Source organism: Novosphingobium sp. HNCC26DJ243, assembly GCF_057180545.1.
The window spans coordinates 71,297-96,172 of record NZ_JBXUGN010000002.1; the positions used below are offsets into that span (position 1 = coordinate 71,297).

Annotated in this window: 28 protein-coding genes; 14 read left to right on the forward strand and 14 right to left on the reverse strand. The window is 64.6% G+C overall.

All coding sequences use genetic code 11. The features are described 5' to 3' along the window. The first annotated feature begins 75 nt into the window (after positions 1-75). Positions 76-924 (forward strand): DMT family transporter, encoded by an 849-nt coding sequence (locus AC2A04_RS07845; RefSeq protein ID WP_484212235.1) that lies wholly within the window; start codon positions 76-78, stop codon positions 922-924. On the opposite strand, the gene AC2A04_RS07850 is transcribed toward AC2A04_RS07845, so the two are convergent. Then, positions 834-1,682 (reverse strand): Rossmann-fold NAD(P)-binding domain-containing protein, encoded by an 849-nt coding sequence (locus AC2A04_RS07850; protein WP_484212236.1) that lies wholly within the window; start codon positions 1,680-1,682, stop codon positions 834-836. The genes AC2A04_RS07845 and AC2A04_RS07850 overlap by 91 nt on opposite strands. Before the next feature lie 56 nt (positions 1,683-1,738). Here AC2A04_RS07850 and pepN point away from each other — a divergent pair, with 56 nt between their 5' ends. The 4 genes from pepN (at position 1,739) to AC2A04_RS07870 (ending at position 6,771) form a co-directional block, all read left to right on the forward strand. Further along, the gene (gene pepN / locus AC2A04_RS07855; protein ID WP_484211771.1) at positions 1,739-4,354 is read left to right on the forward strand and encodes an aminopeptidase N; all 2,616 of its coding nucleotides are present in this window, start codon (positions 1,739-1,741) and stop codon (positions 4,352-4,354) included. Continuing rightward, positions 4,351-5,115: a peptidoglycan editing factor PgeF gene (pgeF, locus tag AC2A04_RS07860; RefSeq protein WP_484211772.1), complete on the forward strand. Its 765-nt coding sequence runs from the start codon at positions 4,351-4,353 to the stop codon at positions 5,113-5,115. The genes pepN and pgeF overlap by 4 nt, the downstream gene beginning before the upstream one ends. Positions 5,116-5,120: 5 nt before the next feature. Next, complete coding sequence (locus tag AC2A04_RS07865) at positions 5,121-5,759, forward strand: glutathione S-transferase (RefSeq protein WP_484211773.1); 639 nt, start codon at positions 5,121-5,123, stop codon at positions 5,757-5,759. Between the two features lie 145 nt (positions 5,760-5,904). After that, on the forward strand, positions 5,905-6,771 hold the full coding sequence (locus AC2A04_RS07870; RefSeq protein WP_484211774.1) for an OmpA family protein: 867 nt from the start codon (positions 5,905-5,907) through the stop codon (positions 6,769-6,771). 57 nt (positions 6,772-6,828) lie between these two features. Here AC2A04_RS07870 and AC2A04_RS07875 read toward each other — a convergent pair whose 3' ends face one another. The 3 genes from AC2A04_RS07875 to ykgO all read right to left on the reverse strand — a co-directional run bounded on the left by AC2A04_RS07875 (position 6,829) and on the right by ykgO (position 8,383). Beyond that, positions 6,829-7,428, reverse strand: coding sequence for a flavodoxin family protein (locus tag AC2A04_RS07875; protein ID WP_484211775.1), 600 nt, complete (start codon positions 7,426-7,428; stop codon positions 6,829-6,831). A gap of 60 nt (positions 7,429-7,488) precedes the next feature. Further along, entirely contained in the window at positions 7,489-8,103 is a 615-nt protein-coding gene (locus tag AC2A04_RS07880; RefSeq protein ID WP_484211776.1) for an HAD-IA family hydrolase, read from the reverse strand. A gap of 154 nt (positions 8,104-8,257) precedes the next feature. Continuing rightward, a complete protein-coding gene (ykgO, locus tag AC2A04_RS07885) occupies positions 8,258-8,383 on the reverse strand; it encodes a type B 50S ribosomal protein L36 (RefSeq protein ID WP_011446910.1) in 126 nt (41 codons plus the stop codon). A 181-nt stretch (positions 8,384-8,564) separates the two neighbouring features. Here ykgO and AC2A04_RS07890 point away from each other — a divergent pair, with 181 nt between their 5' ends. Further along, positions 8,565-9,335: a hypothetical protein gene (locus tag AC2A04_RS07890; RefSeq protein WP_484211777.1), complete on the forward strand. Its 771-nt coding sequence runs from the start codon at positions 8,565-8,567 to the stop codon at positions 9,333-9,335. Here AC2A04_RS07890 and galE read toward each other — a convergent pair. After that, positions 9,329-10,336 carry a UDP-glucose 4-epimerase GalE gene (gene galE, locus AC2A04_RS07895; protein WP_484211778.1) on the reverse strand — a complete coding sequence of 336 codons (1,008 nt, stop codon included), beginning with the start codon at positions 10,334-10,336 and terminating at the stop codon, positions 9,329-9,331. The genes AC2A04_RS07890 and galE overlap by 7 nt on opposite strands. A gap of 120 nt (positions 10,337-10,456) precedes the next feature. Between galE and AC2A04_RS07900 the strand changes: the two genes are divergently transcribed. The 4 genes from AC2A04_RS07900 (at position 10,457) to AC2A04_RS07915 (ending at position 14,226) form a co-directional block, all read left to right on the forward strand. Then, entirely contained in the window at positions 10,457-11,134 is a 678-nt protein-coding gene (locus AC2A04_RS07900; protein WP_484211779.1) for a DUF4136 domain-containing protein, read from the forward strand. Between the two features lie 76 nt (positions 11,135-11,210). Next, entirely contained in the window at positions 11,211-11,804 is a 594-nt protein-coding gene (locus AC2A04_RS07905; RefSeq protein ID WP_484211780.1) for a DUF4136 domain-containing protein, read from the forward strand. Then, positions 11,801-12,931, forward strand: coding sequence for a M14 family metallopeptidase (locus AC2A04_RS07910; protein ID WP_484211781.1), 1,131 nt, complete (start codon positions 11,801-11,803; stop codon positions 12,929-12,931). The genes AC2A04_RS07905 and AC2A04_RS07910 overlap by 4 nt, the downstream gene beginning before the upstream one ends. Positions 12,932-13,167: 236 nt before the next feature. Next, the gene (locus AC2A04_RS07915; protein ID WP_484211782.1) at positions 13,168-14,226 is read left to right on the forward strand and encodes a glycoside hydrolase 5 family protein; all 1,059 of its coding nucleotides are present in this window, start codon (positions 13,168-13,170) and stop codon (positions 14,224-14,226) included. Positions 14,227-14,238: 12 nt separating this feature from the next. On the opposite strand, the gene arsC is transcribed toward AC2A04_RS07915, so the two are convergent. Beyond that, positions 14,239-14,580, reverse strand: a complete 342-nt coding sequence (arsC, locus tag AC2A04_RS07920; RefSeq protein WP_484211783.1) for an arsenate reductase (glutaredoxin) — start codon at positions 14,578-14,580, stop codon at positions 14,239-14,241. A gap of 194 nt (positions 14,581-14,774) precedes the next feature. Here arsC and AC2A04_RS07925 point away from each other — a divergent pair, with 194 nt between their 5' ends. Continuing rightward, complete coding sequence (locus AC2A04_RS07925) at positions 14,775-16,856, forward strand: TonB-dependent receptor (protein ID WP_484211784.1); 2,082 nt, start codon at positions 14,775-14,777, stop codon at positions 16,854-16,856. Positions 16,857-16,933: 77 nt separating this feature from the next. Here AC2A04_RS07925 and AC2A04_RS07930 read toward each other — a convergent pair whose 3' ends face one another. Together AC2A04_RS07930 and AC2A04_RS07935 are read right to left on the reverse strand one after the other, a co-directional pair. Continuing rightward, positions 16,934-17,443 carry a (2Fe-2S)-binding protein gene (locus tag AC2A04_RS07930; protein WP_484211785.1) on the reverse strand — a complete coding sequence of 170 codons (510 nt, stop codon included), beginning with the start codon at positions 17,441-17,443 and terminating at the stop codon, positions 16,934-16,936. Between the two features lie 32 nt (positions 17,444-17,475). Continuing rightward, on the reverse strand, positions 17,476-18,240 hold the full coding sequence (locus AC2A04_RS07935) for a class II aldolase/adducin family protein (protein ID WP_484211786.1): 765 nt from the start codon (positions 18,238-18,240) through the stop codon (positions 17,476-17,478). A 28-nt stretch (positions 18,241-18,268) separates the two neighbouring features. Here AC2A04_RS07935 and AC2A04_RS07940 point away from each other — a divergent pair, with 28 nt between their 5' ends. After that, a complete protein-coding gene (locus AC2A04_RS07940) occupies positions 18,269-18,895 on the forward strand; it encodes an SOS response-associated peptidase (RefSeq protein WP_484211787.1) in 627 nt (208 codons plus the stop codon). On the opposite strand, the gene AC2A04_RS07945 is transcribed toward AC2A04_RS07940, so the two are convergent. The 5 genes from AC2A04_RS07945 to AC2A04_RS07965 form a co-directional block, all read right to left on the reverse strand. Next, positions 18,896-19,591 carry an HPP family protein gene (locus tag AC2A04_RS07945; RefSeq protein ID WP_484211788.1) on the reverse strand — a complete coding sequence of 232 codons (696 nt, stop codon included), beginning with the start codon at positions 19,589-19,591 and terminating at the stop codon, positions 18,896-18,898. It lies immediately after the preceding gene. Between the two features lie 113 nt (positions 19,592-19,704). Beyond that, the gene (rpsI, locus tag AC2A04_RS07950; RefSeq protein WP_484211789.1) at positions 19,705-20,250 is read right to left on the reverse strand and encodes a 30S ribosomal protein S9; all 546 of its coding nucleotides are present in this window, start codon (positions 20,248-20,250) and stop codon (positions 19,705-19,707) included. Positions 20,251-20,252: 2 nt separating this feature from the next. Then, the gene (rplM, locus tag AC2A04_RS07955; RefSeq protein WP_484211790.1) at positions 20,253-20,732 is read right to left on the reverse strand and encodes a 50S ribosomal protein L13; all 480 of its coding nucleotides are present in this window, start codon (positions 20,730-20,732) and stop codon (positions 20,253-20,255) included. A gap of 134 nt (positions 20,733-20,866) precedes the next feature. Next, positions 20,867-21,193 (reverse strand): divalent-cation tolerance protein CutA, encoded by a 327-nt coding sequence (gene cutA, locus AC2A04_RS07960; RefSeq protein WP_484211791.1) that lies wholly within the window; start codon positions 21,191-21,193, stop codon positions 20,867-20,869. After that, a complete protein-coding gene (locus tag AC2A04_RS07965; protein ID WP_484211792.1) occupies positions 21,190-22,254 on the reverse strand; it encodes a COX15/CtaA family protein in 1,065 nt (354 codons plus the stop codon). The genes cutA and AC2A04_RS07965 overlap by 4 nt, the downstream gene beginning before the upstream one ends. Positions 22,255-22,379: 125 nt before the next feature. Here AC2A04_RS07965 and AC2A04_RS07970 point away from each other — a divergent pair, with 125 nt between their 5' ends. Both AC2A04_RS07970 and thiS read left to right on the forward strand, forming a co-directional pair. Beyond that, positions 22,380-22,751 (forward strand): MerC domain-containing protein, encoded by a 372-nt coding sequence (locus AC2A04_RS07970; protein WP_484211793.1) that lies wholly within the window; start codon positions 22,380-22,382, stop codon positions 22,749-22,751. A gap of 43 nt (positions 22,752-22,794) precedes the next feature. Further along, positions 22,795-23,787 (forward strand): sulfur carrier protein ThiS, encoded by a 993-nt coding sequence (thiS, locus tag AC2A04_RS07975; protein ID WP_484211794.1) that lies wholly within the window; start codon positions 22,795-22,797, stop codon positions 23,785-23,787. Positions 23,788-23,805: 18 nt separating this feature from the next. Here thiS and AC2A04_RS07980 read toward each other — a convergent pair whose 3' ends face one another. After that, complete coding sequence (locus AC2A04_RS07980) at positions 23,806-24,843, reverse strand: Rieske 2Fe-2S domain-containing protein (protein WP_484211795.1); 1,038 nt, start codon at positions 24,841-24,843, stop codon at positions 23,806-23,808. Positions 24,844-24,876 lie beyond the last annotated feature (33 nt).

Here is a 24,876-nt window from a genome sequence, read left to right on the forward strand (position 1 = left end):
CAGCCCGTGCCGGAAGTTCCAGGCCACGCGCGCTTCTGGCAATGGGACATCGCCGGGCCGTTCTTCATCGTCGCAATGATCTGGGGATCGACCTGGCTGGTGATCAAGGACCAGGTCGGCACGGTTCCACCGAGCTGGTCGGTGACCTGGCGCTTCATGATCGCCGCGGTGGGCATGGGCCTGCTGGCCGTCATTCGCCGTGAATCGCTTCGGATCGACGCTGCCGGACTGCGCATGGCCGCGCTGCTCGGGCTCGCCCAATTCGTGATGAACTTCCAGCTGGTCTATCGCGCCGAGCAGCACCTCACTTCAGGGATCGTTGCGGTACTCTTTGCCCTGCTGCTGGTGCCCAATGCCTTGCTTGCGTGGATCTTTCTGCGGCAGCCCGTCTCGCGCGGCTTTCTCGGCGGATCGGCCGTAGCAGGCGCGGGCATCGCGCTGCTGCTGCTGCATGAATACCGCATCGCCCCTCCCGAAGGTCAGGTCCTGACAGGAATCGCCCTGACCGCTGCGGCCCTGCTGAGCGCGTCGAGCGCCAATGTCCTGCAGGCGAGCCCGGCCGCCCGCCGCCAGCCGATGGTCCCCCTGCTAGCATGGTCGATGGCCATGGGCGCACTGATGGACGCGGTCTTTGCCTTTGTCGTCGAAGGCCCACCTCAGTTCGAAACGCGTCCGGGCTATCTCTTCGGGCTTCTCTATCTCGCGCTGATAGGATCGGTCGTAACCTTTCCGCTCTACTTCCGTCTTCTGCAGCGGCTGGGTGCCGGGCGCGGCGCCTACAACGGCGTGCTCGTGCCCGTGATCGCCATGGTTCTCTCGACCCTGTTCGAGGGCTATCGCTGGTCCTTGCTGGCCGGAACCGGTGCGGCACTCGCCATGGTCGGGCTCACGCTTGCGCTCAGGGCGCGCAATCCCTCGCGATAGGTCGGAAAAGCCGGCCTCCATCCCAGCAGCCGCCGCGCGCGGCCATTGGCCACGCGGCGGTTTTCGGCATAGAACGCCAGCGCCATGGGCGACAGTTTAACCTGCTCCAGCGATTGCATCGGCGGCGGCTCCTGTCCTAGCAGACGCGCCGCCTCTTCAATCACCGTGTTCTGGCTGCACGGCAGGTTGTCGGCCAGATTGTAGGCTCCCGCAGGCCCTGAGAACGAGGCGATCACCCCGCTCGCGATGTCCGAAACGTGGATCCTGCTGAACACCTGATCGGGCAGATCGATGCGATGCGCGCGTCCTTCGGCCACGCGTTCCAGCGCGCTGCGCCCCGGCCCATAGATGCCGGGCAGCCTGAAGACCCGCACCCGCGCACCCAGTGCCTGCCATGCAATATCCGCCTCGGCCCGCGCGGTGCGGCGCCCCTGCCCGACAGGAGCGCTTTCATCGACCCACGCCCCGCCGGCATCGCCATAGACCCCGGTCGAAGACAGGTAACCGATCCAATGCGCGTCGCATGCAGCAATATCTGCCCCATAAGTCTCCAGCACCGGATCACCCCCGGCTCTGGCAGGTGGAACCGAGGACAGGACATGGGTCGCCCGCCCAAGCGCTGCCCGCACTGCAGCGCCATCGGCGAAGGCGATGTCGCCTGCGCTACCCGTCCCGTGGACCTGCCAGCCCATGCCTCGCAGCCGCGCCGCCAGCACTTGCGAGGTATAGCCCGTTCCGAAAATCAGCATGTAGTTCATCGAAAGAACCATAACCGCGATTGCCGCAATCGCCACGGGTTCCTAAGTTCGTTTTCATGAACGATCTCTCCAGCGCACCATTCGCTCCGCCGCCCGTGATTCACCGCGCGGACTATCGCCCGCCCGAATGGCTGGTGCCCCAGATCGCGCTCGACTTCGCGCTCTCGCTCGATGCGACGCGGGTGCAGTCCACGCTCAAGGTGCGCAGGAATCCGGCGGGCGAAGGCAGCGCAGAGTTCCGCCTCAATGGCGACGGGCTCGAAGCCAAGGCTGTCAGCGTCGACGGACACCCGCATAACGATTGGCACATGGATGGCGCGGACCTGGTCATCACGCTGCCCGGCGATGCGCACGATATCGGCATCGAGACGCTGGTAGATCCCACCGCCAATACACAGCTTTCCGGGCTCTACGCCTCGAACGACCTGCTCTGCACCCAGTGCGAAGCCGAAGGCTTCCGCCGCATCACCTTCTTCCCCGACCGTCCCGACGTGCTCTCGGTCTATTCGGTACGCATGACCGGCGACAAGGCGGCCTTCCCGGTCCTCCTGTCCAACGGCAACCCGGTGGCCTCGGGCGAAGGAGCGGACGGCACGCACTGGGCGGAGTGGCACGATCCCTGGCCCAAGCCGTCCTACCTCTTCGCGCTGGTTGCGGGCGATCTCGTTGCCGCGCGTGACAGCTTCACGACCATGTCCGGCCGCCGCGTCAATCTTGCCATCTATGTCCGCGAGGGCGACGAGGAGCGCACCGCCCATGCCATGCGCTCGCTCATCGCGTCGATGAAGTGGGACGAGGACGTCTATGGCCGCGAGTACGATCTTGATGATTTCAACATCGTAGCGGTCAGCGATTTCAACGCGGGCGCGATGGAGAACAAGGGCCTCAACGTCTTCAATACGCGGTATATCCTGGCCGATCCCGAAACTGCGACCGATGGCGATTACGACGCGGTCGAAGGCGTTGTCGCACACGAGTATTTCCACAACTGGTCGGGCAACCGCGTCACCTGCCGCGACTGGTTCCAGCTTTCCCTGAAGGAAGGCTTCACCGTGCTGCGCGACCAGCAGTTCAGCGCCGATCGCGGCTCTGCCCCGGTCAAGCGTATCGAGGATGTGCGCATCCTGCGCGCCGCGCAGTTCCCCGAGGATTCAGGTCCGCTTTCGCATCCGATCCGCCCGGATTCCTATCAGGAAATCAGCAACTTCTATACCGCCACGGTCTATAACAAGGGGGCCGAGGTTATCCGCATGATGACCGTCCTGACCGGCATGGAGCGGTTCCTCAAGGGCACCACGCTCTACTTCGACCGGCACGATGGTGAGGCGGCGACCTGCGAAGACTTCGTCAAGGCAATCGAAGACGGTGCGGAAATCGACCTGAAGCAGTTCCGCCGCTGGTACGAGCAGGCAGGCACTCCCAAGGTGGGGGTAACCATGGGTCATGAGGGGGGCAAGGTCACCCTGACCCTGTCCCAGACCATGGCGCCCACCCCCGGCCAGCCGGTCAAGCAGCCGATGGTCATCCCCTTGCGCACCGCCCTGTTCGACCGCGACACGGGCAAGCATCACGGCGAGCAATTGCTGGTGCTGAGCGAGGCGGAACAGACCTTCACTTTCGATGGTTTTGCCACGGCGCCCGTTCTCTCGATCAACCGCGGGTTTTCCGCGCCAGTCGAGATCAACGCTCCCGTGACCGCCGACGATCTGGTGTTCCTTGCCCGGCACGATGACGATCCCTTCGCCCGCTACGAGGCGATGCAGCAGCTGATCGTGCGCCATCTGGTGGCCGCCGTTTCCGGCGTAATGTCCGAGGCCGAACGCGAGGCCGGGCGCAGTGCGATCGGCGCGGCGATGGGCGCGATCCTCGACGATGCAGCGCTCGATGACCTGATGCGCGGCGAACTGCTTATCCTGCCCGGCGAAGCCTATCTCGCCGAACAGCTGACCCGCGCTGACCCCACCCGCATCTTCGCCGAACGCGAGGGACTCAAGCGCTGGCTGGGCCAGACGCTGAAGGACAAGTGGCTTGCCCTGCACGACCGTTGCAGTGCGGTGCCCTACAGCCTCGATGCCGCGGCCCGGGGCGCTCGCAAGCTGAAGACGCAAGCGCTGGTCTATCTTGCGCCCGCCGATTCGGCAGAAGCCGCCACGCGCGCCAAGGCGCAATACGATGCGGCCACCAACATGACCGATCGTCAGTCGGCGCTCATGGTCTTGTGCAGCCTCGATTGCCCGCAGCGCGAGGCGGCGTTGGCCGATTTCCATGCGCGGTTCGACGGCAACATGCTGGTGATAGACAAGTGGTTCTCGTTGCAGGCGGGATCGCTGCACCACGACGCCACCGAACACGTCAAGGCGCTGAGCCGCCATCCGGACTTCACGCTGGCCAACCCGAACCGCGTGCGCGCGCTGTGGATGTCGTTTGCGGTCAACGCGCAGGCGTTCCATCGCGCAGGCGGCGAAGGCTATCGCCTGATCGCCGACCTGATCCTCAGGCTCGATCCGATCAACGGCAACGTGGCGGCGCGCTTCGTGCCGCCGCTGGGCCGCTGGAAAAAGGTGGACGAAGGCCGCGCCGCGCTGATGCGGGCCGAGTTGGAACGCATCGCCGCCGAACCGACGCTGTCGCGCGATGTGCGCGAGCAGGTGACCAAGAGCCTCGAGGGGTGAGCGTAGAGGCACTGACCCATCCGCTGCTGGCCAGCGCCGCCCACGGCTTCCTCGGGCGGCGCGGCGGGGTCAGCAGCGGCGATCTGGCGGGGCTCAATGTCAGTTACAGCGAGGACGACCCCGCGCTCACCGCCGAGAACCGCAGACGGGCGACCGAGGCCGTGCTGCCAGAAGGGCATTTGCAGACTTGCTATCAGATCCATTCGCCCGATGTGGTGACGGTGACGCAACCGTGGGACGATGCCGACCGCCCCAAGGCTGACGCGCTGGTCACCGACCGGCCCGGAATTGTCCTTGGCGTGCTGACGGCCGATTGCGCACCGGTGCTGTTCCATGACGCTCATGCAGGCGTCGTCGGCGCGGCGCATGCGGGGTGGAAGGGCGCATTCACCGGGGTCACTGACGCAACGATCGCCGCAATGGAAGCACTGGGCGCCACGCGCGCCAACATCGCAGCCGTGGTCGGCCCATGCATTGCCCAGAAGAGCTATGAGGTAGATGCGGCGTTCGAGACCCGCTTCCTCGAACAGGCACCCGAGAACGAGCGCTTCTTCCGCGCAGGCGCCGAAGGCCATGCCTGGTTCGATCTCGAGGGCTATGTCGCCTCGCGCCTGCGCGATGCGGGCGTTGGCAAGGTCGGGATGCTGGGCGAGGACACTTATGCGCAAGAGGCCCGGTTCTATTCGTTCCGCCGCGCAACGCATCGCAAGGAGCCGGGCTACGGACGGCAGATCTCGCTGATCGGCCTGCGCGCCGCCTGACCGCCGTGCGACTTCCAATCCTCTACAGCTTCCGCCGCTGCCCTTATGCGATGCGCGCAAGGTTGGCACTGGCTGTCAGCGGGGCGTCGTGCGAGCTGCGGGAGGTCAAGCTCTCGGCCAAGCCACAGGCGATGTGCGCCGCCTCGCCCAAGGGTACGGTGCCGGTGCTGGTTCTGCCGGATGGCGCGGTGATCGACGAAAGCCTCGACATCATGCGCTGGGCGCTCGGCGGCAGCGACCCCGAGGGCTGGCTGGACCGCGACGATCCTGAACTGGTCGCGCAAAACGACACCGCCTTCAAGCACGCCCTCGATCGCTACAAGTATCCGGAGCGGTATCACAGCGATCCGCAGGAACACCGCGAGGGCGGTCTTGCGTTCCTTCGCAATCTGGATGCGCGGCTGGCAAGCGGCGGGCACCTGTGCGGAGAGAGGCGCGGATTGGCCGATGCCGCGATTTTCCCGTTTGTCCGGCAGTTCGCTGCCGTCGATCCTGCATGGTTCGATTCGCAGCCTACAAGGCATCTCCAGCGCTGGCTCGAGGGTCATCTGCAATCTGGCCTGTTTGCCGCCGTCATGGCACGGCACAAGCCGTGGCAGGAGGGCGATGAGCCGGTCCAGTTTCCGGCCGTCAACGCGTCCTGAGGGCGTTCAGCCGAAACATCCACATCGGTTTGTCGCAGACCTCGCCCGGATAACCCGCACATTTCCTGAGGGCGCGCGCCGTTCATCGGCCAGCAAGTTTCGCTACAACACCGACAGCGTCAAAGTTTCCAAGGAGCCGTGTGCCATGTCATTGATCAATTCCGGGCGCGGGAGTCTTGTGCTCCTCGCAGCCCTCGCCGCATCGTCGTCGACCGGCCTGCTTGCGCAGGAAGCTGCGCGCGATCCCAACATCATCGTCGAGGGCGAAGTCCTGCCCGACATGGCCAGTCTGGTCAAAGGCCCCGAGATCAAGGGCGTGATCACTGCCCGCAAGGGCGACAAGATGAAAGTCACCGCCGAAGACGGAACAAGTTCGGTGATCTTCATCAACGATGCCACCACCGTAAAGGCCAGCACCGGCCTGTTCGGCAGCAAGAAGCTCAACCTCACAAACCTGCTCAACGGCTTGCCCGTCACAGTCAAGACAATGCAGTCCGGGACCACGCTGGTCGCCAGCCAGATCACGTTCCGCAACGGCGACTTCAAGACCGCCAACATGATCCGCAACGGAACGGCGCAGGGCTTCGCCGAGCAGACCGCCGCTACCGAGGGCCTGCGCAGCCGCATGGGCGACATCGACAACTACAACATCAAGAGCACGACCAACGTCTATTTCGACACGGGCAAGGCAGCGCTTTCGCCACAGGCCAAGGCCGAGCTGTGTCAGGCTGCATCTACCGCCGATGGCATGGACAATGCGCTGATGCTGGTCGTCGGCTACACCGATTCGGTGGGCAGCGATGAATACAACCAGACGCTGAGCGAGAAGCGTGCCGCCAGCGTCATCAACTACCTGCAGCAGGCTTGCCGGTGGAAGCCCTACCGCATGCTCACCCCGACCGGGATGGCGGAATCCGATCCGGTCGCGGACAACTTCACCCCTGAAGGCAAGGCGCAAAATCGCCGAGTGGCGGTCAACGTCCTCGTCAGCAAGGCGATTGACGGCTTCTGATGCCATGCAGATGCTGCGTGGAGGGTGAGCTGCGTTCGCCCTCCACGTCAGGATCGGTCAGGCCGGGTAAGGCTTTGCGCTCAAGAGGCCAGCGAGGTGCGCAGCGTTGCGCGCGACCAGTTCCGCCGCCTCCGTCACGCTGTCGGGCACCTTGTCGAGATCCTTGAAGTCGATCTTCCCGTAAGCCTCCCCGACCCAGTAAACTGCGCCCGTTGCAGGGATCGTCCAGCCCACATCGTTGAGCGACTGGAAGAGTTGCGCGGTCGAGAAATGCGCTCCGTCCTCGTTACCGACGATGGCAGCTACCGCGACCTTGCCGAAGCTGGGCATGCGCCCGGCATCGTCGGTTTCGGACAGGAAGGCGTCCATGCGTTCGAGCACGCGCTTGGCCACGCTGCCGATCTGACCCATCCAGACCGGCCCGCCGAAAACCAGAATGTCGGCCGCCAGTATCTTCTTGCGGATCCCGGGCCATTCGTCGCCATCGCCTTCGTCCGAGGTCACCCCCGGTTTCACGTCATGCGCGGCGATGCGAATGGTCTCGCTGATCGTGACGCCGTGTTTGCCAAACGCCTTGGCAAGCACGTCGATCATTGCGTCGGTCGATGATTCGCCGTCGGGCTTGAGAGTGCAGTTGATTGCGATCGCTTTGGTCATGACGTGCTCCACCGATAAGTCAGTGGCACTACGCCTCTCGAAGGTGGGCAGTTCCCCGGATCAGGCCGCGGAAAGCAATCCCAGGCTCTGCAGCCGCTGGTCGAGAGCGGCCGCATCGCCGGTGAAATGGAAGGTGTGCCACCCCAGCGCCTGCGCGGTCGCGATGTTCGCGGCGCTGTCGTCAATGAACATCATTGTCTCGGGAGAGCGGGCAAATCGCCGCGCCGCCAGATCGAAGATCGCCTCGCCGGGCTTGACCAGCCGCTCCACGCCGGAAACGACAATGTCCTGCAGGTGGTCCAGAACCGGGAAGGTCGGGCGGAACAAGTCCCATGCCTCGACGCCGAAATTGGTGATCGCATATTGCGGCACCCCGCGCTGCGCCAACCGCTCGATAAGTTCGTGCGTGCCTGCGACCGGCCCCGGGAGGCAATCGAGCCAGTGCGTGGCGTAGAGGGCGATCAGGCTGGCATGTTGCGGGAACTCGGCCTGCCGTGCGGCGACCATTTCGGCAAAGCTCACGCCGGCATCATGCTGCATGTGCCATTGCTCGGTCACGACTTCGGTGACGAATCGCCGACGCTCGACCGGATCGGGAATCGCATCGATGTAGATCAGCGAGAGGTCCCATTCGACCAGCACGCGGCCAATGTCCCAGACGACGGCTTCGATCACGAAAGCGTGCCCCTCAAACGCCAATGCCTAGAAACGACAGCGCCCCCGCGTTTCGGCGGGGGCATCATGCTTCACGCGGAAGCTTGCCGTGTTTCCGGTGCAGCCCCGCCGTCGCGAGACTGCACCGAAACTTGCGAAATATCAGCGCGCCTGATTAACCTTGGCGCGCCTTGAAGCGCTTCTGGGTCTTGTTGATCACATAGACGCGGCCACGGCGACGGATCACGCGGTTATCGCGGTGACGGTCCTTGAGCGACTTCAGGCTGTTGCGAATCTTCATGTCGAATCCCTTTGCCCGAAGCTGACCGGGCTGAAAACTGAAGCGTGGCCGTTAAAGACGGCGTTCGGGCAAGTCAACCCTGACCGGGCGGGGCGACAGACCAAAATGCGCCTGACGCCGCAGATTCTTGCCATAGGCCGACGGTCGTGCGATTCGCCTTTCCAGTCCACGGAGCCACAGCATGTCCGCGCCCATCATTCCAGGCATTCTGCACAAACCGGGTGCGCCGGTGTTCTTCAATCCTGCGATGATGACGCCCAACACGTTCGAGATCGACGTGGCGGCAGATGTTCTCGCCGACCTTCAGCAGCACGCCGAGGCGCTGCGCACGATGGAGGAAGCGGGCCAGACCTACACGCTCGATGGCGGTTTGCGTCTCTTCAATGAACGGCCGCGCAAGTGGCGCAGCGACATCTGCTGGCTGAGCCATGCGGACGAGGCATCATATTACTGGTTCGACGACATCTATCGCCGCCTCGGACTTGCCGAAATGGTCGCCCAGTTCGTGCCGCACGACCGCGAGATCCGGCTATACGCCGGGTTCTTCGTCACGCGCAGCCGCTGCGAAGCGCTCGACATGCATTGCGACTGGCTTACCGAAGGCAACGACGCCTTTACGCTGATGGCTCCGCTCACGCCAAACGCCAGCGGCCTTGGCATGACCTACGAGACCGCGCGGCAGGAGATGCGCGAGCTGACCTACCGCGTCGGCAAGGGGCTCGTGTTCGGGACGCACTTCAGGCATTCGACCTCGGTGGGACAACTGGACGAGCGTGCAGTGTTCCTGTGCCTCAATTTCGGGACCGACCGGATGGAAAACTGGCCCAGCATCGCGCGGACGACAGCGACGCAGGGCGACTTTTTCCGCCAGCCCGATGGCAGCTTCATCACTTATTCCGAACTCCAGGCGCAGCTCGGCAAGGCAGGCGCGGCGCTCGACGCCGGTTACTGAGCGTTACCCCGCATCGACCCCAGCTTGCGCTCCCACGCCAGCGCGTGCGCGACGATCGTGTCGAGATCGGCGTATTTCGGCTCCCAGGGCAGCGTCGCCTTGATCCGGCGATTGTCCGAGATCAGTGAGTCGGGATCGCCGGCGCGGCGGCCTTCGAGCTTGCGGACGATCTTGCGGTTGGTGACGCGATCTACCGCATCAAGCACTTCGAGCACCGAAAAGCCGCGCCCGTAGCCGCAGTTCATGGTGAGCGAACGGGTCGGCTGCTCGGTCAGTGCTTCGAGCGCCAGTACGTGAGCGGCCGCAAGATCGGACACGTGGATGTAATCGCGCACGCCGGTGCCGTCTGGCGTCGCGAAATCGGTGCCGAACACGCCGACCGATTCGCGCTTGCCCAGCGCGGCTTCGACCGCGACCTTGATCAGGTGCGTCGCTCCCGCCGTCGATTGGCCGGTACGGCATTCGGGATCGGCGCCTGCGACATTGAAATAGCGCAGCGCGCAGAAGTTGAGCGGGTGTGCGCGGGCGACATCTCCGAGCATCGCCTCGGTCATCAGCTTGGACATGCCATAGGGATTGATCGGGCGCTGCGGGCAGTCCTCGGCCACGGGCGAGACTTCGGGGATGCCGTAGGTGGCGGCAGTGGACGAAAAGATGAAATGCGGCACGCCGCCCTTCACGGCAGCCTCGATCAGGGCGCGGCTCCTGACGGTATTGTTGAGATAGTACTTGAGCGGGTCCTCGACCGATTCGGGCACGACCACGGACCCGGCAAAGTGCATGATCGCGCGCACGCCCTGCTCAGCCACGATCTGCGTGACAAGCGCCCCATCCTCGATGTCGCCTTCGTAGAAAGGCACGCCCTCCGGCACCGCAAAGCGGAAGCCGGTGACGAGATTGTCGATCACACAGACGGGCCATCCCGCGTCCTTCAACGCCAGCACGGCGTGGCTGCCGATATAGCCTGCGCCTCCGGTGACGAGTACGGGAACCTTGGTCATCGACGTTCTGCTCCTTGGTGCGCAGGGCCTGTTCATCCCCTTGCGTTCATGCTCACGACAGCGCTGCAGGTATAGCCGCTTGCGCAGGTCGTACATCTGCCGCTTACGGGATAATTACGAATGAACCGCAAATCACTTGCCCTTGCCGTGCTCGTCGCCGCCATTCCAGCAACAGTGCAGGCGCAGGGCTATCCCGGGGGCGACCGGGACCGGCCGATGATGAACCAGCGCATGCGCGGTGACGATGGACGGCGCGCGGTCGAACCGGCCAAGAAGGTGAATGTCGAAGCCTTTCGCGCCGTCGACGCCGCTGCCCTGCTCGGCAAGGGCCCGATAACGGTGGCTGCAGCGCCCGGAACCGAGGCCGAATGGAAGCTGCCGGTCTACGAGGCTGCCGTCGTCGATCAGCTGGCCAGGCTTGGCTACGATACCGCGGTGAGTGGCGCCGAGGGCGGCCAGATCGCGCAGATCGGCGTGGCGCATGCAGTCGTCGTGCCCGAAGAAGCCAAGCGCAAGCCGGTATCGGGCGCGATGGAAGTGGGCGTGTCCAACCGGGGCAATTATTCGGCGCTGGCGCTCAACGTCGACTTGTCCAAGCCGCGCAAGGCGATCGTCTCGACCCGGCTCGATGTCCGAATTCGCGACAAGGCCACAGGCCGCGTGCTGTGGGAAGGACATGCCGAGGCCCAGACCCGGGAAGACGATGACGGCCTGAACAATGGCGCAGTCGCCGCGCGGCTCGCCACGGCGCTGTTCGCGCGCTTCGAAGACGCGGCGGAAGTCCCGCTGGTTGGTTGAAAGATCGTGCCATTTGGCATTGCGGCCTTGGCGCCGCCGCTCCACCATACGCGATGAACGGATGGATGCCTTGATCATGAAGCCCCTTGCCGCAGCGCTCGCCTTGCTTGCCCTTTCGACGTCGCCACTTGCCGCAAAGCCTGGTCCGGTCGAGGTCACGCGGTTCCATACCGCACAGACCCTTCCCCGGCTGAAAGGCGTTGCGGTCATCGTGGAATCGGCTCCGGGCAGCGATCCGGCGAGCCTGGAAGACCGGGTCTGGCGCGATGCCGTGACGCGCGAACTTGGCGCAGCAGGCTTTGGCAGCGCGACGCCGGGTGCAGCCGACGTCTTGGCCGAAGTGGACGTTATGCGTGAGACGCTGCGCCGCGAACGCTCGCGCAGGCCGGTGAGCGTGGGAGTCGGAGGCTCTACCGGCAGCTATGGTGGCGGGCTTGGCGTGGGCCTCGGCTTCGATCTGGGCGGTGGCCCCAAGGATATTGTCACGACCCGGCTATCGGTGCGCATCCGCGATCGCCGCACCGGCGAGGCACTGTGGGAAGGCCGCGCCGAGACGCGTGACAATGCGAAGGACAAGGCTGCCGCGCCGTCGCAGGCCGCGCCCCGTCTGGCGCATGCACTGTTCGCGGGCTTCCCCGGAACGTCGGGCGAGACTATCACGGTCAAATGACCGATATCCGCATCAACGCCGCTTTCGATTCCGGAAACATCGAAGTCCTTTCGGTCAGCGGAGCAAGCGCCCGTCTTGCCATCCGCAAAGACCGCGAATCGGACTTTTTCCAGTGGTTCCATTTCCGCGTGGACGGCGCCGGAGCGCGCGAGCTGGAACTGAAGATCACCGGCCTCGGTTCATCGGCCTATCCCGGCGGCTGGCCTGCCTACCGCGCGGCATATTCCGAAAACCGCGAGTTCTGGGGCCGCACCGACACGTCCTATGATGCCAAGGAAGACGGCGGCACGCTGACGATCCGCCACACGCCTTCAGCGGGCACCTGCTGGTTTGCCTACTTCGCACCCTATTCGATGGAGCGGCATCATGATCTGGTTGCCGCGACCGCCGCCTGCGAAGGCGTGGAATATCGATGCCTGGGGACGAGCATCGAAGGCCAGCCGATCGATTGCCTTTCAGTAGGCGAAGGCGACAAGCAGGTATGGCTCTACGCCCGCCAACACCCCGGCGAATCCATGGCCGAATGGTGGATGGAAGGCGCGCTGGAAATGCTGACCGATCCGGCCGATCCCCACGCGCGGGCGCTGCGCCGGCGATGCCGCTTTCATATTGTGCCCAATGCCAATCCCGACGGATCGTGCCGCGGCCACCTGCGGACCAACGCCGTCGGCGTGAACCTCAACCGCGAATGGCATGAACCCAGCCCTGAGCGCTCGCCCGAGGTACTGGCGATCCGCAACGCGATGGACGCAACCGGCGTCGATTTCGCGATGGATGTCCATGGCGACGAGGCGATACCCTATGTCTTCATCGCCGGGTTCGAAGGCATCCCCGGCTGGACCGAAGCGCTGGGCGAGGCCTACGCCCGCTATCGCGCAATTCTCGAACGCCGCACCCCCGATTTCCAGACCAGACGCGGCTATCCGGTCGCCGCAGCAGGCCGCGCGAACCTGACGATGTCGACCAACCAGGTGGCACAACGCTTCGGCTGCGTGGCGATGACGCTGGAAATGCCGTTCAAGGACAACGACGATCTGCCCTGCGCTGAGCAAGGGTGGAGCCCCGAGCGATCGAAGCTGCTTGCGCGCGAGTGCCTCGCGTCGTTGCTCGAATGGTTGCGGGATTGACCGTTTTTACCCCGCGTTAAGGACTCGGCGGGCATGGTTCACAAATGGCTCGCGCTATCGCTCTCATCAACACGCCGGTGGATCTGCAGGACCTCGTGCGCAAGCTTGTCGTTCTGGGCAGCGCCATTGCGCTGATCATGGCAGGTAAGCCGCTGCCGTTCTGACGGCGCAACCGGTCTTTCCAATCTGACAGCATCACCGCTTGCTTCGCTCCGCGTAATTACGGAGCGTCAGGAATGCGCCGGCCCACCGTACTCGCGATTTCGATGTTGGCGCTGCTTGGCAGCCTGCACGGTTGTGGCGGAGGCGACAGTGCAAGCACCGGCCCCATCATCGTGCCGATGCCAACACCCTCACCCAGTCCCACGCCCAGCCCCACGCCTGCGCCAAGCCCTTCACCCACGGCCAGTGGCCGCGACGATCTGCCTGCGGCCGCCGGACGCGTTCTGGCAGAACCTCTGCGTGGCCTGACGGTTGAAACGCTTGACCGTAGCGATGCCCTTTACGAAGCCATTTCGGCGCACGCCCGCGCGCCGACAGTGCGACTGGTGTTCCAGAAAGGTGAACCGCCATCGACATATCACGCGATCGTCCAGCGTCTGAGACCCCGGGCCTTCATCGTTGGCGAACTGGTCGATTCGGATGCCCTGGCAGGCATGAGCGCGGCCCAGGTGCGCGAGCGCGCCACAGCCTACTTCGCTGCATTCGGCAGCGATGTCGATCTGTGGGAAATCGGGAACGAGCTGAACGGCGAATGGGTCGGCAGCGGGCCTGCCGCGATCAATGCCAAGCTCGACGCGGCTTACGACGTGATCGTGCGCCAGCATCATGCGCCCGCCATGATCACTCTCAACTACTGGTCCGGAACCAATTGCTATGCAAAGGCGTGGGAGCCGACGCTGAGCTTTGCACGCACGATCCCCGCCGAAATTCGTGAGGGCACGAGCTATCTCGGACTGAGCATCTACGAGACCGCCTGTTCACCCCGACAGCAGCCGAACGCAACCGAGATCGCCGCCATGCTGACCGAGCTTGGCACGCTGTTCCCCAAGGCCCGCCTGCTGATCGGCGAAATCGGCGCACAGCGGAAGGCTGACGGCTTTCCCGAGCCAGACCTTGCCGAGAAGCAGCGGATTGCACGTCGCTACATGGGCATGCATGGCGAGCTTGCCCGACTTGCAGGCTCGCGCTTCGTTGGCGGGTACTTCTGGTGGTACTACGCCGACGATGCCGTGCCGCGCGACAAGGCAGGATCCCTGTGGCCCACCCTGGACGAGCTATTCACCACGATGTGACCGCAGAAGTCGTCAGAGAATCTCCAGCACCTTCTCCTTCGGACGGCACAGACGCACGCCCTTTTCGGTTTCGACCAGCGGGCGCTCGATCAGCTTGGGCTCGGCGGCCATTGCGGCGAGCACTGTGGCATCATCGGCCAGCGGCAGTCCACGCGCTTCGGCATCAGTTCCGCGCAGGCGCAGGCCTTCCTGCGGCGTGATCCCTGCATCGGCATAAAGCTGGGCCAACTTGGCGGCGGCCGGCGCAGTCTTGAGATACTCGACGATGGTCAGATCCACGCCCGCGTCCTGCAGGATCGCAAGCGTGTTGCGCGACGTGCCGCATCCCGGGTTGTGCCAGATCGTTGCTTTCATCGCCGCACTCCTTTGATCTTGAGGGAACGCCACGGCGTTTAGCGCGCAATCCGATGGGCACAAAGGGCTCCAAGAGGTTCAGGTTTGAGCTTGATCAATGTTATTGCGATATATTCTCAAATAAGCTCTTGCAAATGCGATTGGGTCGCAATAACAGCCCTCTTGCGAATGATTATCGGAATCAAGGAACTGCCGTGACACGAATTACGAGCCTGCTGCTTGCCGGAACCATCCTTGCCCCCACTGCGGCATTCGCAGAGGACATCGTGCCGGCTGATGCTGCCTTCGACGCCGATCCGGCAAGAACGGTCATCGTGGTAACGGGCACGGCCGACGGCTATCGGCCGGTCGACGCCAACGCGGTCAAGACCCCTACCGCGCTTGTCGACGTTCCCCAGACGATCACCGTGCTCACCCGCGAACAGCTCGACGATCAGGCCGTCACCCAACTGGGCGATGCGTTGCGCTATGTGCCCGGCGTGGTGCTCGGCCAAGGTGAGGGCCACCGCGACCAGATCAACCTGCGCGGCCAGAACACTACCGCCGACTTCTACCTCGATGGCCTTCGCGACGACACGCAGTACTACCGCTCGCTCTACAATATCGAGCGGGTCGAAGTGCTGAAGGGCGCCAACGCCCTCCTGTTCGGGCGCGGCGGCGGCGGCGGCGTGATCAACCGCGTCAGCAAGACGCCCGACCTCGACCGCACCAAGGGCGGGGCCGACATCAACATCGACAGCTTCGGCGCCTTCGCTCTCGCTGCCGACCTCAACCAGCCGCTGTCGGAAAAGATCGCCGGTCGCCTCAACGCGACTTACGAGGAATTCGACAACCATCGCCAGAACTTCGAGGGCCGCTTCATCGGCGTGAACCCGACGCTGGCGTTCGAGCCCGGGGATGCCACGCGCATCGAGGTTTCGTACAACTACGACGACGACAGCCGCACGACCGACCGCGGCGTGCCTTCGCTGGGCGGAAAGCCGTTGACGGGCTATGACGATACGTTCTTCGGCACCGAGGACCTCAACCTCGCCGAGGTGAAGGCGCACATCGCGCAAGTCCGTCTCGACCACGATCTGGCCGACAACCTCAGCTTCAACGTACTTGGCCAGTATACCCATACCGACAAGCTCTATGGCAACGTCTTCGCCAGCGGCGCGGTGAACACGGCAACCAACACCGTTCCCCTCTCCGGCTACCAAAGCGGCACCCTGCGCGACAGCTGGGTAGGTCAGGCGAACCTCGTCTGGACCGGCAGCACCGGTGGCATCGGCCACACCTTGCTGGCAGGCGTCGAGGCGGCGGATCAGGACACCCACGCCACCCGGCGCAATGCGAACAACGCAACCGTGACGCTCGCCGAACGGATCGTCATGCCCGCCTTCGCGTTCGGAGCGCTGGTCACCGACAGTCGCACGGCCGTGAGCACGCTGTCGGCCTATGTGCAGGATCAAGTAGAGTTTGCCTCGTTCCTGCAACTGGTGGCCGGCGTGCGCTATGACGAATTCCGCATTTCGGGCCGCAACGCCATCAATGGCGTGAACGCGCAGCGCACCGACCGCAAATGGTCGCCACGCTTCGGCATACTGTTGAAGCCGCGCAAGGAAATGTCGTTCTACGGCAGCTTCACCCGCAGCTTCCTGCCGCAGTCCGGCGACCAGTTCGGCGCGCTCGACGCCACGCAGGCTACGCTCGCGCCCGAGCAGTTCGAGAATCTCGAAGTGGGCATGAAGTGGGACATCAATCCTGCCCTCGCCTTCACTGCTGCCGCCTACCGGCTGGACCGCGAGAATTCGCGCTTCAACAACCCCGTGACCGGCCTGCCCGAGCTTTCGGGCAAGACCCGCACGAAGGGCATCGAGGTCCAGCTCGCGGGCCGTATCCTGCCCGACTGGCAGATGAGCCTTGGCTATACGCTGCAGGAAGGCGAAGTCCGCTCGCAGACCACGGCCGCACCGGTCGGTCGCAAGCTGGCGCAGCTGCCGCGCCACCAGTTTGCGGCTTGGAGCCGCTATGACGTGACCGGGCAGATCGGCGTCGGGCTTGGCGTGACGCACCAGTCGAAGAGCTTTTCGACGATCAGCAATGCGGTAACGCTGCCCGCGTTCACCCGTGTCGATGCAGCGGTGTTCTACGACGTCTCCAGCCGCGTTTCGATCCAGCTGAACGTCGAGAACCTGCTGGACAACGACTACTTCCCGGCCGCGCACACCGATAACAACATCTCGACCGGCGAACCGATCAACGCACGCCTGTCGATCAAGGCGAAGTTCTGACCCCCCCCCGGCGCTCTCCTCCACCCCTCATTCGCCCATGGAGGGGAGCGCCACCTCCGTTGTCGTGATCGTCCAGTTCAGCCAGCGCCGGGTGCAACGATTGCAGGCGGTGGAGCAGCGCTGATCGTCTCCTCCCCGCGCATTACGCGGCCTGCGCGCTGGATTGCGCGGGTCAGGCGCGGATAGACGCCGCAGCGACAGATGTTGGTGATCGCGCGGCCGATGTCATCATCGGTCGGATTGGTGTTGGTGGCCAGCAGCGCGGCGGCGGCCATCACGATGCCCGGCGTGCAGAAGCCGCACTGGATCGCCTGTTCGGCCACCAGCGCCTGCTGGACCGGGTGCGAACGATCACCTGAAAGCCCCTCGATCGTGGTCACGTTGCGCCCTTCGGCCTCGCCCAGCAGCAGGGTGCAGCTGGGCATCGCCTGGCCATCGACGATGACCATGCAGGCGCCGCACTCGCCCGTGCCGCAGCCATACTTGGTGCCGGTCAGGTTTGCCGCGTCGCGCAGCGCCCAGAGCAGCGGAGTATCGTCCTCGAGACGATACTGGACGGGCTGGTTGTTGACGGTCAGGCGGGCCATGGGTCCGCTCTAGCCGGGGAACTGCCGCTGCATCAATCCCGCCAGCTGCGGTCGATCCGGTCGATCCGGCGTGTCCATGCCGCAAAGTCTGCCGCGCCGACGGCACCGCCCGCGCTGACCTGCCCCAGGTCGCGCTGGTGCACTGCGATCACCTCGTCAGGCACGCGCGCGACGGGCTGGCCCATCGACAACGTGGCAAGCTGGATTTCACAAGCGCGCTGCAGGCTCCACTGCATGATGAACATCTGCTGGAGCGTGGGCGCAAGTACGACCGGGCCGTGGTTGCGGAGCATGAGGATGCGCTTGGAGCCGAGGTTCCTGAGCAGCCGCTCGCCTTCCTCCGCGCGCACGGTAACGCCCTCGAACTCGTGATAGGCAAGCTGGTTGGCGAAATTGCAGGCATAGAAGTTGATCGGCATCAGCCCTTCCTGAAGGCTGCACACCGCCATCGTCTCAGTCGTGTGGACATGAGCGATGGCGTGGGCCCAGGGCAGGTGGCGGTGGAAATAGGCGTGCTGGGTGAAACCGGCCTGGTTCACCGGAAATTCGCTGCTGTCGAGCTTGTTGCCGTCGATGTCGATCTTGACGAGGTTCGAGGCGGTGACTTCCGAATACAGCAGCCCGAATGGGTTGATCAGGAACGCGCCTTCCTCGCCAGGCACCTTGAGCGAGATATGGTTGTAGATCGATTCCGACCAGCCGAGGTGATCGTAGATGCGGTAGCAGGCAGCCAGCTCCTGCCGCGCATGCCATTCGGCATCGCTGCATCCGATATTGGGCCGCAGGTGGGTAGCCATCACGCGCTCTCCGGTTAGTATGGTTGTTATGTGCAACCTGTATCGCATGACCAGCAACGCGCAAGCCATCGCGCAGATGTTCGCGCCGGTGGCAAATGCACAGGCCAACCTGCCCGCGTTTCACGAGATCTATCCCGATGCCGAGGCACCGGTCCTGATCGCGCGGGGCCCCGCCAGGAGAATGGGCGTGATGCGCTGGGGCTGGCCACCGTTCGGGCAAGTGAAGCGCCCGGTCACCAACATCCGCAATCTCGCCTCGCCGATGTGGCGCAGCGCGCTCGACGATCCCTCGCGACGCTGCCTTGTGCCCGTCACCGAGTTCTCCGAATGGTCGCAGGCCCCTGATCCTGTGACGGGGCGCAAGCGCAAGCACTGGTTCGCATTGAAGGACCAGCCCCTGTTCGCCTTTGCCGGGCTGTGGCGCCCGACCTCCGAGGGCCCGCGCTTCGCGTTCCTGACCTGCGAGGCCAACGCGCTGGTCGGCGCAATTCACCCCAAGGCGATGCCGGTGATCCTGGGATCGCCGGAAGATGCCGCACGCTGGCTGACTGCCGATGGCGACGGCGCGGCGGCGATGCAGCAGCCCTATTCAGACGAAGCCATGATCGAGGTCGACATTCCCGACTCCCTGCCCGCACAGCCGAGCCTGTTCTGACTACTTGAGATCGTCTTCCCAGCGGCGCAGCACGCGCCGTTCGACCGCGCGGAACAGAGCATCGAGATCCCGCCGATTCACGTCGAGCACCTCGTCCCATTCTTCGAGCACGGCATCGAGATCGGCGGTCTCGTAGGTACCCGCCCAGGTGCCCTTCGGCATCGGCGGCGCCTGCACCGGCACGTGCGGCCACGCGTGTCCGGTAAGATTATTGTAGAGCCAGCCCGCGCCAACCAGCGCCATGAGGTTGAGCCCCAACGGCAGCAGCAGCGCCATCCACCCACCCCCGGCCGCTGTGGCCGCGAGCGCGCCGAGAATCGCACATGCACCGCCCGGCGGATGGAGACAGCGCGCGTAGGTCATGGCGGCAATCGCAAGGCCGACAGAAAGGCTCGCCGCCAGCAGGGGCATTCCTACCACGTGGCCCACCACCAGACCGGTCAACGCCGCCACCATGTTGCCGCCGAACACCGGCCAGGGCTGGGCCAGCGGACTGGCGGGCACGGCGAAGACCAACACTGCCGAAGCGCCCACTGGCGCGACGATCCACGGCCAGTGCTGCGCCTGCGGAAGGAGCCTACCCAGCGCGGCGGCGACCAGTACCCCGAACAATGCGCCGACGGCCCCGCGCGCCCAACCCAGCCGCCCGCCGAAACGGAGTTGGCCAAGAGCTGTCGGTCGGGGAAACTTGAACATGGCTGGCACCCTCTCTCGCCCGTTCTTTCAGATGCTTGCGCCATGCAGGCAAGAAAAAAGGGGCCAGCCCGAAGGCCAGCCCCTGATTTCGTTTGGCCTTGCAGCCGAAGCGATTAGCGCTTCGAGAACTGGAAGCTCTTGCGTGCCTTGGCACGACCATACTTCTTGCGTTCCACGACGCGCGGGTCGCGGGTCAGGAAGCCGGCAGCCTTGACGGCGCTGCGCAGTTCGGGTTCGAACTTCGACAGGGCCTGGGCGATGCCGTGCTTGACCGCGCCGGCCTGGCCCGAGAGGCCACCACCCTTGACGGTGCAGACGATGTCGTACTGGCCTTCGCGACCGGCGACCTGGAACGGCTGGTTGATCACCAGACGCAGGGTCGGACGGGCAAAGTACACTTCCTGGTCACGGCCATTGACGGTGACCTTGCCCGAGCCGGGCTTGAGCCACACGCGAGCAACGGCGTCCTTGCGGCGACCGGTGGCGTAGGAACGACCCTGCGCATCGACTTCGCGATCGCGGATCGGAGCGGCCGGGCCGGTGCGGACAACGGGAGCAGCAACTTCACCAGCTTCGGCGGGAGCCGCAGCGGCAGGAGCGGCAGCCGTCAGATCCTTGAGATCTGCCAGGCTCGACACGGTGTTTTCGGTTTCGGCCATGATTATGCACCCACCTTGTTCTTGCGGTTCATCGAAGCGACGTCGAGCGCCACCGGCTGGGTGCCGCCATGCGGGTGCTCGGCACCGGCATAGAGGTGAAGGGCGCGCATCTGCGCACGGCCGAGAGGACCGCGCGGGATCATGCGCTCAACCGCCTTTTCAAGCACGCGCTCGGGGAAGCGACCACCGAGGACCTTGTCCGCGGTGACTTCCTTGATGCCGCCGGCATAACCGGTGTGCTTGTAGTAGGTCTTGTTCTTGAGCTTGTTGCCCGTCAGGCGCACCTTGTCGGCGTTGATCACGACGACGTGATCGCCGCAATCGACGTGCGGGGTGTAGCTCGGCTTGTGCTTGCCGCGCAGACGGTTGGCAATGATGACGGCGAGACGGCCAACCACCAGACCTTCGGCATCGATAAGATGCCAGTTCTTTTCCACCTCGGCCGGCTTGATCGACCGGGTGACCTTGCTGAGAGCCTTCATGGCTACGGTTCCCTGGATTTCAGTGCGTCGGCCACACGGAAATCCGCATTCCCGACGAAGGAAGCGCGCCTTTGTTGCAAATGCCGCACAGAGTCAAGCAAACTGCGGGTTTCCAGAGAGGTAAAATAATACCGCTATGATTTCGGCGGCCCGCAATCGGTCCTCAGCCATCCCAGGGTTGCCGCACCGACCGCATCGCACCGCCACCCGGAGATGGCCGGCGAATCATAGGGATGCAGCGCCTCGACCCGCGCCACGGCGGCGTCGAGCAAATCAGCCTGCGTCTTGAACAGGGCGGCGACTTCCGTGCCCTCGCCGCGCTCGCCGTTCCAGCGGTAGAGCGAGCGAATGGCGGGGAGGATGTTGGCACAGGCGATCAGGCGTTCGTCGAGCAGCGTGCCGGCAACGGCTTCAGCGGTCTCGATGTCGCCGAAAGGGCACCAGATCAGCGCGACGGTCATTGCGCACGACCGGACCGGCATCCGAGGATATGCGCGCACCACACCGTCGTTGCGAGCAGCACTGCGCCGACGAGCTGGTGCAGCACCGCGATCCACAGCGTAACGCCGCTCCACACGGTGAAGATGCCGAGCAGGACCTGCGTGCCGAACACGCAATGGAGGACGACCGAGGCCCTGCGATCGGTCTTGCGCAGGCGGCGCGCGACAACCACCAGCACGGCTACGACCGCCCAAGCCCACCAGCGGTGGATGAAGTGGACGAGGAACACGTCGCTCAGAAGCGCATGGGCAGCGCCCACTCCCCAGTCCACACCCTCGGGATAGATACGCCCCTGCATCAGCGGCCAGGCATCCAGGTTGAACCAGCCGCCGCCCGCCGATGTCCCGGCGCGCAGGCCTGCGACGAGCGCGCCGTAGAACAGTTGCACGAACAGCATGACCAGCGCGGCAACACCGATCCCGCCAAGTCTTGCGCGCGACTCGCCTTTCGACAGGCCGATCAGATCGAGCGCCGTCCAGACGAGGCCCGCCAAGGTGAACAGCGCGACCAGCAGGTGCGTGGCGAGGCGGAAGTGGCTGACCTTGACGTCGTTGACGATGCCGGATTTGACCATCCACCAGCCAACTGCCCCCTGCAGCGCGCCGAGTGCCAGCAGCGCCAGCAAACGCGGTTTGTAGCCTTGGGGAATGCGGCCCTTGATCCAGAACCATGCCAGCGGCACCGCGAACACGAGGCCGATCGTGCGGGCGAGCAGGCGGTGAACCCACTCCCAGAAGAAGATGAACTTGTAGGTCTCGATCGTCATCCCCGCCGGGCCGTTGACCAGCCGGTACTGCGGAGTGGCGCGGTAGGCGTCGAACTCGGCCTGCCATTGCGCGTCGGTGATCGGCGGCAAGGTTCCGGAAACCGGCTTCCATTCCGTAATCGACACGCCCGATTCGGTGAGGCGCGTGATCCCGCCGACCACTACGATGGCAAGGACCATCAGCGCGACGATGAACAGCCACCGGGCAATGGCGATGGGGCTGGTGCGAAGAGTGGGCAAAACGGCTCCGTTCATGGCCTTGCGCCCTGCTCCTGCGCCTGCCGAATCGCAAGAGGGATCGTCTGCCTCTTGGGGCATGCAGCGATCAATCGAGAGCAGCACCTTGCCGGATGATACAGTATAACATATATGAGCGGCAGATGAGTGATGCCATGCTTGCCTTGCGCGCCCGGCTGGACCGGATCGGGGTACTCCTTTCGGGGTTGTGCCTGATTCACTGCGTCGCGGGCGTATTCCTTGTCGGCATGCTCGGCCTTGGCGGCACCGCGTTGCTGAACCCCGATATTCATCGCTGGGGCCTCGCCTTTGCACTGGTCATCGGCGCGGCGACGATCGGCATCGGCGCGTTGCGTCATGGCCGCTTCCTGCCGCTGGCCGTGGGCGGAACGGGCCTGGGCCTGATGGCGGGCGCGGTCGCGGTCGGCCACGGCAATGCTGAAGTGGTGCTGACCGTGTGCGGCGTGATCCTTGTGGCTACCGCGCACTTCATCAACATCCGGGGCACGCACTAAGCTCCCGCTTGCACCCTGCCCCGCCCTCGTTAAAGCGGGCGGCATGAGCGAAACCTTGTCCCTTACCGTCAATGGCGAACCGCGCCGTGCTGCGCCCGGATCGATTGCCGATCTGGTGCGCAGCCTCGAACTCGAACCCACCAAGGTCGCGGTGGAGCGCAATGGCGAAATCGTGGCGCGCAGCACGCTTGCCGATGTCCAGATCGCGCAAGGCGACGTACTGGAAATCGTGCATTTCGTAGGTGGAGGACAAGTGGACGTGACCGACAATGATACCTGGACCGTGGCGGGACGCACCTTCACGTCCCGTCTGATCGTCGGCACCGGCAAGTACAAGGACTTCGAGCAGAACGCTGCTGCCGTGGCGGCATCGGGCGCCGAGATCGTCACCGTGGCCGTGCGCCGTGTCAACGTGTCGGACCCCAAGGCACCGATGCTGACCGATTACATCGACCCGAAGAAGATCACCTACCTGCCAAACACCGCCGGGTGCTTTTCCGCCGAGGATGCGATCCGCACGCTGCGCCTCGCGCGCGAGGCAGGCGGCTGGGATCTGGTGAAGCTCGAGGTGCTTGGCGAGGCGCGCACGCTCTACCCCAACATGATCGAGACGATCCGTGCGACCGAGGTCCTTGCCAAGGAGGGCTTCCTGCCGATGGTTTACTGCGTCGACGATCCGATCGCGGCCAAGCAACTCGAGGATGCGGGCGCGGTAGCGGTTATGCCGCTGGGCGCGCCGATCGGCTCGGGGTTGGGCATCCAGAACCGCGTAACCGTGCGACTGATCGTCGAGGGCGCGAAGGTGCCGGTGCTGGTCGATGCGGGCGTCGGCACCGCGTCGGAAGCCGCCGTGGCGATGGAACTGGGTTGCGACGGCGTGCTGATGAACACCGCCATCGCCGAAGCAAAAGACCCGATCCGCATGGCGCGCGCGATGAAACTGGCGGTGCAGGCCGGGCGCGATGCCTATCTCGCTGGCAGGATGCAGACGCGCAAGTACGCCGATCCTTCGAGCCCGCTGGCCGGACTGATCTGACGGACGTGATCTGACGCCTCAGGCCGCTTCGGCGCCTGCCTCTTCGCGCGCCAGTCGTTCGACCAGTCGCTGATAGAGCACGACGCCCTTGTCGAAGGTGACCGGCATCGGCTGGCGCGCCGGATCAAGGTCGATCACGCGCTGTTGCGCCTCGATCATGGTCTTGTCCTCGGCAAAGGCCATTGCGGCCAGACCCATCAGGAAATCCCGCAAGGCTTCGTCCCCGTGATTGCGGTGGGGGCCCCAGCTGAAGAAGTAGCGACTTGTCGTATCGGTAAGCGCAGTCACGGCCTGGCTGGTGAACGTGACGCCCCTTGCCAACATGTCGGGGGGCGGAGGTGCATCGCCCAGCGCATCGGCCGTGCCGGCAGGATAGGACGCACTGGGCATCAGCAGCACACCGGGGACATGGTATTCGTAGGAAGACCACACGTCGACCGCTTCACCGTCTGAGCGCATTCCCGACTGATTGCGCACCCAGCGTTCGAAGCGCAGGCCGCGCGGCAGTTGCGTGACCTTGGGCCGCGTGTTGGCCCATTCTTCGTTGGCGCCGAAGCTGGCCGGATGAACGAAGGCAAGGTGCGTGAAATCGCAGAGGTTGTCGTGGATCAGCTGCGCGTTGGCAGCATAATCCAGCTGCCCCCGCCCGAGGATGTAGTCAGGATCATCGAAACCGACCGCCTGCGGGATCAGCGCCGGGTCGGCCTTTGCCGGATCGCCAAGCCAGACCCAGATCCAGCTGTGCCGGTCAACGACGGGATAGGCCCGGACGCGCGCCGCGGCCGGGATCTGGTCCTGCCCCGGAATCTCTACGCAGCGCCCGTCTGCGGCAAAGCGCAGGCCGTGGTACATGCAGCGCAAGCTCTCACCCTCGCACCGGCCCAGCGATAGCGGCGCGAGGCGATGAACGCACCGGTCTTCGAGTGCGGCGAGAGCGCCGCTGGCGGTTCTGAAAATCACGACGGGCTCTCCCGCGATCGACAGTGCAAAAGGCTGCGCGGTTTCGAGGTCCATCGACCAACAGGCGACGTGCCAGGCATTGCGAACATGAATCATCGCGGTTCTCCCAAACTGCGCTTCGGACTTTAC